The sequence below is a fragment of the Streptomyces sp. VTCC 41912 genome (genome assembly GCF_045799175.1).
Taxonomy (GTDB): Bacteria; Actinomycetota; Actinomycetes; order Streptomycetales; family Streptomycetaceae; genus Streptomyces; species Streptomyces albulus_C.
This window is the reverse complement of sequence record NZ_JBJMAB010000021.1, coordinates 78,738-92,814: the sequence shown is the minus strand read 5'-3', so window position 1 is coordinate 92,814 and position 14,077 is coordinate 78,738. Positions and strand designations below refer to the sequence as shown.

Below are 14,077 nucleotides of genomic sequence, written 5' to 3'. Positions count from 1 at the left end.
TTATCGTGGGAACGAGACGACGGACGGCGGAGCGGCATGACGGACGACACCGACGACACCGCGCACGGGCTCTCCGCCCGCGACGAGGCGGTGCTCGCCGTCGAACGCCGCCCCTGGCCCGGCCCCGGCGCCAAGGAACGCGCCATCCGCGAACGGCTCGGCATCTCCCCGACCCGCTACTACCAACTCCTCAACGCACTCCTCGACGACCCCCGCGCCCTCGCGCACGACCCGGTGACCGTCAACCGGCTGCGCCGAGTGCGGGACGCGCGCCGCGCACGGCGCTGACCGCCCGCCCGTCACCCGACCTCCGCCCCCCGATGACGGCGCTTGCGCGCCGGCCCGCCTGTTGGATGCGCCCGTACACCCGGCGTGCGCCCGTGTCCCGCCGGTAGGGTCGGCGACATGGGCACCCCGAACGCCGCACCACCTCCCGAACCGGCGCCGGACCCCGTGCCGGCCCCGCCCGCCGTCCCGCATCCGGACACCGCCGCCGGCCAGGAGGGCCTCGCCGCCCTGCTGGCCCACCCCGAACGCGCCGTCGTCGCCCTCGACTTCGACGGCACGCTCGCCGACATCGTCCCCGACCCCACCAAGGCCCGGGCCCACCCCGGCGCCCGCGCGGCCCTGGCCCGACTCGCCCCGCACCTGCGCGCACTCGCGGTGATCACCGGCCGCCCGGCCGGCGTCGCGGTCCGCCTCGGCGGCCTCGACGCGGCCCCGGGCCTGCCCCACCTCGTCGTCCTCGGCCACTACGGCGCCGAACGCTGGGACGCCGCCACCGGCGCCCTGCACGCCCCCGCCCCGCACCCGGGCATCGCCGCCATACAGGCCGAACTCCCCGGCGTACTGGACCGCTCCGGGGTCTGGCACGGCACCTGGGTGGAGACCGCCATCGAGCGCAAGGGCGGCCGCGCCATCGCCGTGCACACCCGACGCGCCGCCGACCCGCAGGGCGCCTTCGAGCAGCTGCGGGAACCGCTCACCGCGCTCGCCGAGCGCCACGGCCTGATCGTCGAACCGGGCCGACTGGTGCTGGAACTGCGCCCGCCCGGCATGGACAAGGGCGTCGCGCTCGCCGAGTGGGTCGAGGAGACCGGGGCCGCCGCCGTCCTCTACGCCGGCGACGACCTCGGCGACCTGGCCGCCTTCGCCGCCGTCGAGAAGCTGCGCTCCGAGGGCACCGGCGGCGTCCTGGTGTGCAGCGGCAGCAGCGAGGTCACCGAACTCGCCGACCGCGCCGACCTGGTCGTCGACGGGCCGAAGGGCCTGGTCGCCCTGCTCAACGCCCTCGCCGACCGGATCGAGCACCCGCCGCCGCCCCCGCCCGGCACACCCGAGCCGGAGGCGACGCACGGGACGCAGGAGCCGCAGGAGGGATAGCCGGGCCCGGCCGGTGACGGCCGGGCTACTCCTTGAGGCCCAACGTGGACAGCGCCGTCGTCCAGTCGTGCGCGATGGCCTGCTGCGCCTTCGCCAGATCCGTCTTGCCGGCGCAGACGGCGGCCTTGAGCTTGTTCTCCACGCCGTCCTTGGGGTTGTTGGGACCGGCACCCGGCCGGTGTCCCGGGGACGGCGGCTCGACCCAGATGTTGCGCGGGTCGTTGGGGTCGCCGCCCAACTGGAGGCTGATGAGGTGGTCGTACTCGGCGTCGTGCAGCGGGCCGGTGTAGCCGTACGACGCGGCGTTGGCGGTCTTCTCGCGGCCGGTGATGCTCACCGGCGGCCGGATGCCCTTGGTGTAGCCGCTCCGGCAGATCGTGGTCCCCAGCGTCTGCGGGGTGACCTTGGGGTTGGTCGCGCCCGGGGTGCACTTCGGGTCGGGCAGCGGCTGTTTGTCCGCGGTGTAGCGGAAGTGGCAGGAACCGGGGGCGGGCTGGCGCTGCACCGTGTACGCCGACTGGGGCCCGGGGCCGACGGGTATCGCCCCGGACGGGGCGGACGCGGAAGGGGACGCCGTCCCGGAGCGCGACGCACCACCCTTCGGGTCGGCGCCGCCCTTCCCCGAGGAGCAGCCGGCGACCGTGGTCGCCAGGACGGTGGCGGCCGCGACCGCGGCCCACCGTGCGGAACGTGACCGAGCGTTGAGGGGCATGGCAGAGGACTACCCCGCCCGGGACCGCCGCAGCCCCCGCACCGGAGCGCGGGGGCGCACCGGGAGCACACGAGGGGCGGCCGCACCACCGCGCGGCCGGCGCCTAGCGTCCCCGCCTGAACCGCTCGCCGACCTCCCCCTGATCGGTCTCCCACCAGGGCCTGGTCACCTCCGGCTGCGCGACGGCCGGTGCTGCGGGGGCCGCGGCGGCCGCGGTGGCTGCCGGTGCCGGTGCGGCGACCGCCAACTCCCGGTCCAGCCGGGCGTCCAGGGCCCGCGTCCTGCGCCGCTCGTCGCGCACCCACTCCGCGAACACCGCGATCATGAAGGGCAGTCCGACCAGTTCGGCGATCGTCAGCATCAACCCGCCGCCGATCATCTGGTCCTGCTGCAGGCTCGGATCCCACGGCCGGTGCTGGGACGCGTACCAACCCCCCGCGATCAGCGTCCCGCTGGTCATCACCACGATGCCGGGCACCGCGTCCACCAACCCGTCCAACAGGACCAGCAGGGCCCGCACCGGATGGCTGCACCAGGACGGCAGCAACTCCTCGCGGCTGAGCATCGGCAACACGAAGAGGCTGCCCACGACCAGCAGTTGCAGGTACATCAGCTCGTGCAGCGGACCGTGCCGCAGCGCCGTCGGAAAGTACGGCGTGAAGTAGATCGCCAACTCGGAGGAGAGCACCAGCACCGTGCTGACCAGCGGGAACGTCAGGAACCGCAGGAGCCGGCCGGAGAGCCGCGCCCGCAACCAGCGGGCCGTCCGCCGCTCGGGCGGCAGCACCTTCAGCGCCAACGACAACGGGTCGCCCAGCGCCAGCCCCAGCGGCGCGATCAGGTCCAACACGATGTTCTGCACCGCGGCCGGCCAGAACAGCTCGTGGTCGTAGACCGCCAGCCCCGACATGGTCGCCACCGCGACCGCACCCAGCCCCAGGCCCGCGAACGCCACCGACCGGGCCACCGGCCACCGCTGCCCGCGCCGCGCCAACCGCACCACGCCCCAGGCGTACAGCCCGCCCAGGACCAGAATCAGCACCAGCGCGTAGGGGTCGAGCCGCCAGCTGTCGAGCAGCCGCCCGGCGGTCAGCTCCGGCAGACCGGACGCCACCGCCGTCGGCGCATGCGTAGTCACTGTCACGGCCCACCACGCTAGCCCCGCCCGCTAACGATCTACCGGCGGGGCACCCGCACCGGGCCGGTCACTCCTCCAGGGCCCGCAACTGCTCCAGGAACCACCGCTCGGGCGGCAGCGCCGTCGCCGCCGCCGCCAGCCGGGCGGTGCGCGCGGCCCGCTCCTCGACCGGCATGGTCAGCGCGGCGTGCAGCGCCTCGGCGGTCTGCCCCACGTCGTAGGGGTTGACCGTCAGCGCGTCCGCCCCCAGCTCCACCCACGCCCCGGCCTCCCGGGACAGCACCAGCGCGCACCCGGCGTCGGAGACCACCGGCACCTCCTTGGCGACCAGGTTCATCCCGTCCCGGATCGGATTGACCAGCGCCACGTCGGCCAGCCTGTACGCCGCCAACGACCGCGCGAAATCGTCCCTGACGTGCAGCACCACCGGCTGCCAGGTGGCCGTGCCGTACTCCGCGTTGATCTCCTCGGCGAGCGCACCGACCCGCGCGGTGTAGTCGCGGTAGACGGCCAGGTCCTGCCGCGACGGATAGGCGAACGCCAGGTGCACCACCTGCTCGCGCCACTCCGGCCGGTCGGCCAGCAGCCGCCGGAAGGCCAACAGCCCGCGCACGATGTTCTTGGACAGCTCCGTGCGGTCCACCCGCACGACGGTCTTCCGCCCGGCACCGCCGATCTGCTCGCGCAGCCCCGCCATCCGCTCCTCGACGTCGGGCCGCCGCGACCGCTCCCGCAGGAACTCCGCGTCCGCCCCCAGCCCGTGCACCCCGATCCGGGTCCGGTGCGCCGCCGGGCCCGCGACGACGCTCGGCGGCTCGTGCCGCGGCCAGTGCGCCGTGCAGTCCGGCCCCAGCGCCCGCTCGCAGCACGCCGCGAACGCCCGCGCCCACCGCTCGGTCAGGAAGTTCGCCCGATCGGCGCCGAGGATCCCCAACAGCAGCTGCCGCTGGACGTCGTCGGGCAGCAGCGCGAAGTACTCCGGCGGCGCCCACGGCGTGTGCGAGAAGTGCGCGATCCGCACGTCCGGCCGCACCTCGCGCAGCATCCCCGGCACCAGCGCCAGGTGGTAGTCCTGCACCAGCACCGCCGCGCCCGGGCCCGCCGCCTCCGCCAGCGCCCCGGCGAACGCCGCGTTGTACGCCTCGTACGCCGCCCACTGCTCCCGGAAGTCCGCGTCGAAGACCGGCTCCACCGGCGTCTGGTAGAGCATGTGGTGGACGAACCACAGCACCGAGTTGGCGACGCCGTTGTAGGCCGCGGCGTGCACCTCCGCCGGGATGTCCAACATCCGCACGCGCTGCCCGCCGGTGTCCGCGGTGTCCAGCAGCCCCCCGGACCGCCGCACCGCCTCCCGGTCGCCGTCCCCGAGCGCCGCGCACACCCACACCGCACCCGCCTCGGGCCCGATGGCCGAGAGCCCCGACACCAGCCCCCCGCCGCCCCGCTTGGCGCTCAGCTCACCGCCCTCTTGCAGGGCGTACGACACGGGCCCGCGGTTCGACGCGACGAGGACCTCGGCACCTGACTGGACCGCACTGCGCTCGGTGACCGTCTCGGAGACCATGTCGCGACATTAACCCGTCACCGATCCGCGCAAACGTACGACCGCCCCTCAGGCCGCCCGCCGTTCCGCGTACTCCGGTATTCCGGCCATCGGCGGCCGCTCCTCGGTGTCCACCACCGTCGTCCGCGGCACGAAGCCGTCCTCCCCGCGCTCGAACTGGGTCAGCCGGGGCCGCACCAAATGCCCCCGCGCCAAACGGAGTTGGGCGGTGCGGTAGATGGCGGCGGCCATCCGGCCGAGCGCCTGGCCGTCCTGATGCCGGTGCCTGCGCACCCCCACGTCCACCTGGGCCAGCGCATCCAGCCCCACCGTGTGCAGCGCGTCCACCAGCAGCCCCAGCTCCACCCCGTAACCGACCGGGAACGGCAGCCGCTCCAGTAGCGAGCGACGGGCCGCGTACTCCCCGCCCAGCGGCTGCACGAACCCGGCCAGCTGCGGCCAGTGGAGGTTCAGCAGCGGCCGGGCGACCAGCTCGGTGACCCGACCGCCCTGCTCGCCGCCGGCCCCCGCCGCGGCGCGGCCCGCACCCGTCTCCAGCGGCCGGTCGTACATCGCCTTGACGAACTCGACCTCCGGATCGGTCAGCAGCGGCCCGACGATCCCCGAGACGAAGGTGGACGAGAACTCCCGCAGGTCGGCGTCGACGAAACAGACGATGTCGCCACCGGTCACCAACAGCGAACGCCACAGCACCTCGCCCTTGCCGGGCAGCGCAGGGATCCGCGGCAGCACGGCATCCCGGTGCACGACCCGCGCACCGGCCGCCGCGGCGACCTCGGCGGTGCGGTCGGTGGAGCCCGAGTCCAGCACCACCAGCTCGTCGACCAGCGGCACCTCCCCGGTCATCAGGTCGGCACGGATCGCCGCCACGATCGCGCCGACCGTCGCCTCCTCGTCGAGCGCGGGCAGCACCACGCTGACCGTCCGACCCGTCTGCCGCTTGGCCTCCACCAGACGCTCCAGCGGGCGGTCCGCGGCGGACCAGGAGCGAGCCGCCAGCCAGCGCTCCACTTCTTCCAGCACGTCTACGACTCTCCTCGGTGGCCCCGAACGGGAACCCGTTATGTGATCCATCTCGCGGACCGGACGACTATCTCAACGGTGAGTGCCTTCGGTTACAGTCTTGAACAACGCGGATGACCGTCGCATGTCGGGGTCACCGCGCCACAAACGCCTGGGTTCCATCCCAGCGCCATACCGCTCATCCAGAGGGGCAGAGGGATACGGCCCGTTGAAGCCCCGGCAACCCTCCAGCCGGTCTCCGCCGCACGACCACACGGTGCGCGCGCGAGGCTCCCGGCTAGGGAAGGTGCCAAATCCGTCTCACGACGAGATGCGTCGTGAGGAAGATGAGGAGAAAGGGCCTCGCCTCCATGGCTGTGCAAGTCACCGAATCCGCTCCCTCCGTCGCCCTCGGTCCCGCCGTCGCACTCTCCTGTCGCGAGTGCGGACAGCGCTTCCCGCTCGGCCCGATCTTCGCGTGCCAGGAGTGTTTCGGCCCGCTGGAAGTCGCCTACGAGCTGCCCGCCAGCGACCCCGAAGAGCTGAGGAAGCGGATCGAGGCCGGTCCCGCCAACATCTGGCGCTACGCCCCGCTGCTGCCCGTCCCCGCCGACGTGGCCGACAAGCCCAACCTCAACCCCGGCTTCACCAAGCTCGTCAAGGCCGACCGACTCGCCGCCGAGCTCGGCGTCACCGGCGCCCTGTACGTCAAGGACGACTCCGGCAACCCCACCCACTCCTTCAAGGACCGGGTCGTCGCGATCGCCGTCGAGGCCGCCCGCGCCTTCGGCTTCACCACCCTGTCCTGCTCCTCCACCGGCAACCTGGCCGGTGCGGTCGGCGCCGCGGCGCGCCGCGCCGGCTTCAAGTCCTGCGTCTTCATCCCGCACGACCTGGAGCCCGGCAAGGTCGTGATGGCCGCGGTCTACGGCGGCGACCTGGTCGCCATCGAGGGCAACTACGACGACGTGAACCGCTTCTGCTCCGAGCTCATCGGCGACCCGCTGGGCGAGGGCTGGGGCTTCGTCAACGTCAACCTGCGCCCCTACTACGGCGAGGGCTCCAAGACGCTGGCCTACGAGATCTGCGAGCAGCTCGGCTGGCAGCTCCCGGACCAGCTGGTCATCCCGATCGCGTCCGGCTCCCAGCTCACCAAGATCGACAAGGGGCTGAAGGAGCTGATCGCCCTCGGTCTGGTCGAGGACAAGCCGTACAAGATCTTCGGCGCCCAGGCCGAGGGCTGCTCGCCGGTCTCCGCGGCCTTCAAGGCCGGCCACGAGGTCGTCAAGCCGCAGAAGCCGAACACCATCGCCAAGTCGCTGGCGATCGGCAACCCCGCCGACGGCCCGTACGTGCTCGACATCGCGCGCCGCACCGGCGGGGCCGTCGAGGACGTCACCGACCCGCAGATCGTGGACGCGATCAAGCTGCTGGCCCGGACCGAAGGGATCTTCGCGGAGACCGCGGGCGGCGTGACCGTCGGCGTGACCAGGAAGCTGATCGAGAACGGCCTCCTGGACCCGTCGCTGACCACCGTCGTGCTGAACACCGGTGACGGCCTGAAGACCCTCGACGCCGTCGCCGCCGGGCCCACCGCCACCATCCGGCCGGACCTGGACGCGTTCCGCGAGGCCGGCCTGGCCGGCTGAGCCGGCCCTCCGCCCGTCCCTCCCGCACCCCCGTACTTCCCTGGAAGGCAGAACCATGAGCGTCAAGGTCCGCATCCCCACCATCCTGCGCACGTACACCGGAGGCGAGGCCGAGGTGGCCGCCGAGGGCGCGACCCTCTCCGAGGTGATCGCCGACCTGGAGAAGAACCACCAGGGCATCGCGGCCCGGGTGCTCGACGACGCGGGCAAGCTGCGCCGCTTCGTGAACGTCTACGTCAACGACGACGACGTCCGCTTCGAGCAGGGCCTGGAGACCCCGACGCCGGACGGCGCCGGCGTCTCGATCATCCCGGCGGTCGCCGGCGGCTGCTGACGCCGCGGCGCCCGTCGCCGTCGGCGCACAAGCGCCGAGCGAATTTGCGCCAACTCTTTGCCGGTAGTGACCGGAAATTGCCCCGTCCGTACGAAACGGACGGGGCAATTCCGTGTTGTGAAAGGGGATACCATTGGGGTGATCCCCCTCCGGTTATCTCCGCGTGCATGCCGAAGCGCATGCCGAACGCATATGAGATCGCAGTGACTTGTGCGCAAGTTGTGTGCGCGATTTGTCGCCCGTGTGGCATATACCCGGCCCGACTTCGCCTGGGATAACGGGATTTGAGCGCATACGGCCGTTTCCCCGACGCCAGAATTCTCGTCCGATTGACCTGTTGCGCTGGGCATTGGTCCAGATACATTCAGCGGCGGTCGACGCGTTCCGGCGCACACCCCGCGGACCATTTCGGGGGGTGAGGTCTGACCCGGGTCCGCGGAGTGCGGTCCTGCGCAAGGGCCAGTAATAGGGGAGTTAGGCATGGCTCAGGGCACCGTCAAGTGGTTCAACGCGGAGAAGGGGTACGGCTTCATCGCGGTCGACGGTGGTGCGGATGTTTTCGTCCACTACAGCGCGATCCAGATGGACGGGTACCGCACCCTTGAGGAGGGTCAGCGAGTCGAGTTCGAGATCTCGCAGGGCCAGAAGGGGCCACAGGCGGATATGGTCCGGGTCGCCGCCTGAGGCGGCGGCCGACTGCATCGTTGGAAGAAGGCTCGCAGCCCCCGGCACGGGGTTGCGAGCCTTCTGCTGTTCCCGGAGGTCACCGGCGTCCCGAGGGAGTGGTACGCGGGCGCGCGCGGGCGGGTAGGAAGCGGTCCCGACGGGGCCGCCGATCGTCTCACGGACGGGGGGTCCCCCGGTCAAGCGCTTGCACTCGACTGGTGCGAGTGCTAATCATTGCGTTAGCACTCTCCCCGTGAGAGTGCTGAAAATGGATCGGGTCGGTGAGGTCGGCACGCCAGGTGGGGCAAGGAACCACACGGCATGCAGGCCGTCCGTCGCGGGCGCCAGCACGGTCCGAGGTTTCCTCCCCCAGCTCTCAACCCGGTTGGAAGCGGGGGGTACCCCATCAGTCCGGAGGGACCACTTCACATGGCCAAGATCATCGCGTTCGACGAGGAGGCGCGGCGCGGCCTTGAGCGCGGTATGAACCAGCTCGCCGACGCCGTCAAGGTCACCCTCGGCCCCAAGGGCCGCAACGTCGTCCTTGAAAAGAAGTGGGGCGCCCCCACGATCACCAACGATGGTGTCTCCATCGCCAAGGAGATCGAGCTGGAGGACCCGTACGAGAAGATCGGCGCCGAGCTGGTCAAGGAGGTCGCGAAGAAGACGGACGACGTCGCCGGTGACGGCACGACGACCGCGACCGTCCTGGCCCAGGCGCTGGTCCGCGAGGGCCTGCGCAACGTCGCCGCCGGCGCCAACCCGATGGCCCTGAAGCGCGGCATCGAGAAGGCCGTCGAGGCCGTCTCCGGTGCGCTGCTCGACCAGGCCAAGGAGATCGAGACCAAGGAGCAGATCGCCTCCACCGCCTCCATCTCCGCCGCCGACCCGCAGATCGGCGAGCTCATCGCCGAGGCCATGGACAAGGTCGGCAAGGAAGGCGTCATCACCGTCGAGGAGTCCCAGACCTTCGGTCTGGAGCTGGAACTCACCGAGGGCATGCGCTTCGACAAGGGCTACATCTCGGCGTACTTCGCGACCGACATGGAGCGCATGGAGGCGGCGCTCGAGGACCCCTACATCCTCATCGTCAACTCCAAGATCGGCAACGTGAAGGACCTGCTGCCTCTCCTGGAGAAGGTCATGCAGTCCGGCAAGCCGCTGCTGATCATCGCCGAGGACGTCGAGGGCGAGGCCCTGTCGACCCTGGTCGTCAACAAGATCCGCGGCACCTTCAAGTCCGTCGCGGTCAAGGCGCCCGGCTTCGGTGACCGCCGCAAGGCCATGCTCGGCGACATCGCCATCCTCACCGGTGGCACCGTCATCTCCGAGGAGGTCGGCCTCAAGCTGGAGAACGCCGGTCTCGACCTGCTCGGCCGCGCCCGCAAGGTCGTCATCACCAAGGACGAGACCACCATCGTCGACGGTGCCGGCGACAGCGAGCAGGTCCAGGGCCGGGTCAACCAGATCCGCGCCGAGATCGAGAACAGCGACTCGGACTACGACCGCGAGAAGCTCCAGGAGCGCCTCGCGAAGCTGGCCGGCGGCGTGGCCGTCATCAAGGCCGGTGCCGCGACCGAGGTCGAGCTCAAGGAGCGCAAGCACCGCATCGAGGACGCCGTTCGCAACGCGAAGGCGGCCGTCGAGGAGGGCATCGTCGCCGGCGGTGGCGTGGCCCTGCTGCAGGCCTCCTCGGTCTTCGAGAAGCTGGAGCTCGAGGGTGACGAGGCGACCGGCGCCAACGCCGTGAAGCTCGCCCTGGAGGCCCCGCTCAAGCAGATCGCCGTCAACGGTGGTCTCGAAGGCGGCGTCGTCGTGGAGAAGGTGCGCAACCTGGCCGTCGGCCACGGTCTGAACGCCGCCACCGGCGAGTACGTCGACATGATCGCCGAGGGCATCCTCGACCCGGCCAAGGTGACGCGCTCCGCGCTCCAGAACGCCGCGTCGATCGCCGCGCTGTTCCTCACCACCGAGGCCGTCATCGCCGACAAGCCGGAGAAGGCCGCTGCCGCGGGCGCTCCGGGCGGCATGCCGGGCGGTGACATGGACTTCTGATCGACCTCTGGTTGATCGACGTCCCGCTTCGTGCGCCGGGGCGGCACCCCCTCTCCCAGGGGGTGCCGCCCCGGCGGCGTTTCGTCCACGAACCGGCGCCCCGCGGCGCCCACCACTACGGCAGGCGATCCAGCAGCCAGCCGGAGAGCTCTTCCGTGATCAGGGTGTGCTGCTCGTTGCGCGAGGCGAGCACGAAATCGTCCAACGCGCTCTCCTCCGGCGCCAGTTCGTCGATCGGCAGATAGAGGTCGCCGTGGCTGCTCGGCTCCCGGACGGCCACCGCACTCACCGCCGGGACGAAGCAGTGCTCACGGATCGGGTTCACCACCGCGAAGCCCAGGACGGGCGCCAGCTTGTTGAGCGCGTCGGCGAGGACGCCGAAGCCCTCCAGGGTGCCGCCGGGCGCACCGTCGATGTCCGGCAGCCCGCTCGTGCGGACCTCCCGGGTGGGCACGGTCACCACCCGGAGCTTCGCCACCAGCCGCTCGTCGCCCTCGGACTGGGTGCGCAGATCCGTCCCCGAGACGGCGAGGCCCTTGCCGACGACGGCCTTGACGCCCGGCCGGATGCCGTTGCCGCAGCCGTTCCCCGGCCCGTTGGCCAGCGCGAGCAGACGCGGCAACTGGGGCCAATTGCCCACCTCCCCAAGCCGGTCGAGGAAGTCCGTGCGCAACGGGCTGGGCCCCGGCTTGTCCTCCCAGTGGGAGAGGTGGCGCCACAGCAACTGCTGGGCGGCCGGACTGTTGATCTGACGGGAGAACCGGTCGTCCAACTTCCTGATGTAGTGCGCGAACGCCTGGAGCGCGAGCGGGATCCAGGCGCCGGTGTGCGGACTGTCCCAGGAGAAGTACACCCCCGTCTGGTGGTCGATGCGCTCGGTCTCCAACCGGGCCAAGGCGTAACGCGTGACCAGACCGCCCATGCTGAAGCCGCCGACGACGAGCCGCTCACCGCCCAGACGCTCGGCGAGCGCCCGATGGACGGCGGCCGTGGCGACCCGGGCGTTGTCCAGGAGGGAGGCGCTGCGCTCGTCGTAGCCGATGAGGACGACGTCCCGGCGCCGACGGCGGAGCTCGTCCAACAGCGGGTAGCCGCGCCGGTTGAGGTGCTCCCAGGACAGGTCGAGGTCGCTGGGGCCGGTGTTGAAGCCGTCGGCCATCAGGACCGGACGGACCAGGCCCTGGTTGCCCTCGCCGTAGTAGACCCAGGCCGTGCCGCCGGGCAACGGCCAGGTCTCGTCGGGGGCCGGGGCCGCCGCGGCGGCGGTCTTGGCGCCGGTGGTGAGCAGGACCGCGGCCGCGGCCTGTAATGCCTCGGCGGCTTGCTCTTCGGTGAGGTCGTTCATGAACGTGTTCCCTTCGTACGGGGAGAGCCGGTGCGGACGGGGCACTTCGCGGGTGCGACGACGCGGACCGTGACGGCCGTGCGTCGGCCGCACCCGCCGGTGACCGCGGGGGGAGAGCGCGAGGAGAGGAAGCTCAGCCGGAGGAACCGGAGTTCGGGGTGGCGACGGGCCTGCCGTCCCGGACCGCGGCGGCGGCGCGGGCGGGGACGCGGGCGGGGACGTCCACCCCACTGACGGTCGGGCCGACGGAGAGAGCGGAACCGTCGCCGGCGCCATGGCCGTGGCCGCCGACCGTCCCTGGGGAGCCCGGACGGGCCCGTTCCGCGCCGGCCCGGACGACCGGACCCCGCGCGACGCCGGTGCCGCCGTGGTGCGCCGTGCGGACCGCGTGGCCGCCGTCGCCCCGGCCCGCCCACCGCAGGCCCTGCGGCGGGGCGCCGTCGCCGTCCTCGCGGGGGACGACCGAGCCGCTCCCCGCGCGCTCACGGACGGTGCTGCACGACTCGGCCATCACTGCCGTTCCCCCCTGGGTCACCTGCCGGGGCGCCCCGTTGCGGAGCGTCGGTGATCCCGGCGAGGCAATGACAGCCGGTCCGTCACCCTCCGCACCAGCCCACATGTGGACAGACACGATCACCGCTATGCGGAAGCATGATCACCGACCGATCGGCAATGACGCATTGCTCACGCGAACGCACGACCCGATGACCAAGAACCGGCGGCAACCGGCCGAACCGCGATCGTCCGGCCACCGCACGACCCTTCAAACCCGATGCCGCAATTGGCCGGATCACGCGTTCAGGGGATTGGCTCCGCCTGTCGGGTGACAACTCGGCGCGCCTGCACCCGGCGCGCCAACGGAGCGGGCCTCGCCGGGGAGACCCTTCGCACTAGGGCGTGTCCGATGGGTCAGGGCCGGATGGGCCGCGGCGTCGCGTGCGGTGCATCGCAAGGCGCCGGAGCGGTCCGATAGCGCGATAGCGGAGCTATTGGGACGTTTCGGCAACGCTGCGAGGTGCCGCGCCAGGCGCCGCGGCCCCGGCCCCGGCCCCGACCCATCGGACACGCCCCAGGCCCCCGCCCCCCACCGGAACAGGACCCGCCCGTGCCGAACGTCCCGAACCCCACGCGGACCGGTGCCCGCACCGTCTACGAGCCCGTGGTCGCCCCCACCACCCGCTACGCCGGCCGCGAGGCGACGGCGGCCTTCCTCTTCGCCGTCGCCGCCCTGCTCTACAACTGGTGGCTACTGGAATTCCGCCTCCGCACCGGCCTCGACCCACGCCACTCCTACGTCAGCGAGCTCTACGCCGCCGACCAGCCGCTGCGCCACCTCTTCGGCGGGCTGGAGAGCGGCTGCGCACTCGTGGTCATCGCCGGCGCCCTCCTGGCCCGCAGCACGCCCGCCGGCCACGGCCGCTGGGCCCGCACCGGCTGGCTCGCCCTGGTCGGCCTCGGCCTCTCCTCACTGGCCGACGTGGTCCTGCCCATGGCCTGCGCCCCCTCGGTGGAACGCGGCTGCGTGCCGGTCCACCCCTGGCACACCGCCACCAGCGCCTTCGCCCACTTCTTCCTCTTCGCCTCGATGGCGACCCTCAGCCGGGCCGCCGCCGTGCAACGTCCCCCGATGCCGCTCGTCCGCCGCTGGGGCCCGCGCGTCCTGGCCGTGGCCATGCCCGCCGCGATCCTGACCGTCGGCCCGCTCATCGGCCACCCCGGCTGGCACGGCATCCCGCAACGCGTCCACCTGGTGCTGGTGGGCGTCTGGTTCGCCCTCCTGGCCTGGGAATTGGGCCGCTCGGCCCGCCGCCGACGACGCTGGGCCGGCCACTGGGACGGCCCCTGGGAGCGCTACGTGGAGGGCCTCCGCCGCGTCTGGCGCACCGAACCCGCGGGACGGGCGCAGGCGGTTGACTCCGGCGACGGGGATGGGGCTGGGGGAGCTGGTGGCGCTGGGGGTGCTGGGCGCGGGGCTGACTCCGGCGGGGCGGCTGAATCCGGGGGAGCGGGCGGTTCCGCGGGCGGAGCTGGCTCCGGGGGCGTGGCTGATGCCGGGGGAGCGGCTGGTTCTGGGGGGAGTGGCTGATTCGTGGGGGTGGGAGTGGGAGTGGGGGTGGGCGGGGGAGTGGGGGTGGGTTTGGCGTGGGTGGGCTGCCTCGGTGTGGTTCCGGTGTGAAGGGCTTCGGTTGAGGGCTGCCTGAGGGCGCTTGGGCGGGGCTGTGGGGGCCC

At 72.3% G+C, this 14,077-nt stretch carries 13 protein-coding genes and 1 riboswitch; of the genes, 7 read left to right on the top strand and 6 right to left on the bottom strand.

Annotation, left to right across the window (positions count from 1 at the left end; all coding sequences use genetic code 11):
- Positions 1-36: 36 nt before the first annotated feature.
- A complete protein-coding gene (locus ACJ6WD_RS26040; protein ID WP_016572191.1) occupies positions 37-288 on the top strand; it encodes a DUF3263 domain-containing protein in 252 nt (83 codons plus the stop codon).
- A 117-nt stretch (positions 289-405) separates the two neighbouring features.
- Entirely contained in the window at positions 406-1,383 is a 978-nt protein-coding gene (gene otsB, locus ACJ6WD_RS26035) for a trehalose-phosphatase (protein WP_233658610.1), read from the top strand.
- Between the two features lie 25 nt (positions 1,384-1,408).
- Here the strand turns inward: otsB and ACJ6WD_RS26030 are convergent, their stop codons facing one another.
- The 4 genes from ACJ6WD_RS26030 to ACJ6WD_RS26015 form a co-directional block, all read right to left on the bottom strand.
- Entirely contained in the window at positions 1,409-2,095 is a 687-nt protein-coding gene (locus tag ACJ6WD_RS26030) for a hypothetical protein (protein WP_233658609.1), read from the bottom strand.
- A 103-nt stretch (positions 2,096-2,198) separates the two neighbouring features.
- A complete protein-coding gene (locus ACJ6WD_RS26025) occupies positions 2,199-3,239 on the bottom strand; it encodes a cytochrome c oxidase assembly protein (protein ID WP_407616606.1) in 1,041 nt (346 codons plus the stop codon).
- Positions 3,240-3,300: 61 nt separating this feature from the next.
- Positions 3,301-4,797, bottom strand: a complete 1,497-nt coding sequence (locus ACJ6WD_RS26020; protein ID WP_407616605.1) for a trehalose-6-phosphate synthase — start codon at positions 4,795-4,797, stop codon at positions 3,301-3,303.
- A 48-nt stretch (positions 4,798-4,845) separates the two neighbouring features.
- Entirely contained in the window at positions 4,846-5,820 is a 975-nt protein-coding gene (locus ACJ6WD_RS26015; protein WP_407616604.1) for a glucosyl-3-phosphoglycerate synthase, read from the bottom strand.
- Between the two features lie 175 nt (positions 5,821-5,995).
- A riboswitch (SAM riboswitch) is annotated at positions 5,996-6,153 on the top strand.
- A 17-nt stretch (positions 6,154-6,170) separates the two neighbouring features.
- On the opposite strand from ACJ6WD_RS26015, the gene thrC reads away from it, so the two are divergent.
- The 4 genes from thrC (at position 6,171) to groL (ending at position 10,503) form a co-directional block, all read left to right on the top strand.
- Positions 6,171-7,448, top strand: a complete 1,278-nt coding sequence (gene thrC, locus ACJ6WD_RS26010; RefSeq protein ID WP_407616603.1) for a threonine synthase — start codon at positions 6,171-6,173, stop codon at positions 7,446-7,448.
- A 55-nt stretch (positions 7,449-7,503) separates the two neighbouring features.
- Positions 7,504-7,782: a MoaD/ThiS family protein gene (locus ACJ6WD_RS26005; RefSeq protein WP_043265631.1), complete on the top strand. Its 279-nt coding sequence runs from the start codon at positions 7,504-7,506 to the stop codon at positions 7,780-7,782.
- A 480-nt stretch (positions 7,783-8,262) separates the two neighbouring features.
- Positions 8,263-8,466 (top strand): cold-shock protein, encoded by a 204-nt coding sequence (locus ACJ6WD_RS26000; protein WP_003949956.1) that lies wholly within the window; start codon positions 8,263-8,265, stop codon positions 8,464-8,466.
- 411 nt (positions 8,467-8,877) lie between these two features.
- Positions 8,878-10,503 (top strand): chaperonin GroEL, encoded by a 1,626-nt coding sequence (gene groL / locus ACJ6WD_RS25995; RefSeq protein ID WP_020929769.1) that lies wholly within the window; start codon positions 8,878-8,880, stop codon positions 10,501-10,503.
- 115 nt (positions 10,504-10,618) lie between these two features.
- Here the strand turns inward: groL and ACJ6WD_RS25990 are convergent, their stop codons facing one another.
- The gene (locus tag ACJ6WD_RS25990) at positions 10,619-11,848 is read right to left on the bottom strand and encodes a hypothetical protein (protein ID WP_407616602.1); all 1,230 of its coding nucleotides are present in this window, start codon (positions 11,846-11,848) and stop codon (positions 10,619-10,621) included.
- A 133-nt stretch (positions 11,849-11,981) separates the two neighbouring features.
- Positions 11,982-12,359, bottom strand: a complete 378-nt coding sequence (locus ACJ6WD_RS25985) for a hypothetical protein (protein ID WP_407616601.1) — start codon at positions 12,357-12,359, stop codon at positions 11,982-11,984.
- Between the two features lie 594 nt (positions 12,360-12,953).
- Here ACJ6WD_RS25985 and ACJ6WD_RS25980 point away from each other — a divergent pair.
- Positions 12,954-13,934 (top strand): DUF998 domain-containing protein, encoded by a 981-nt coding sequence (locus ACJ6WD_RS25980; protein WP_376444574.1) that lies wholly within the window; start codon positions 12,954-12,956, stop codon positions 13,932-13,934.
- Positions 13,935-14,077: the final 143 nt, after the last annotated feature.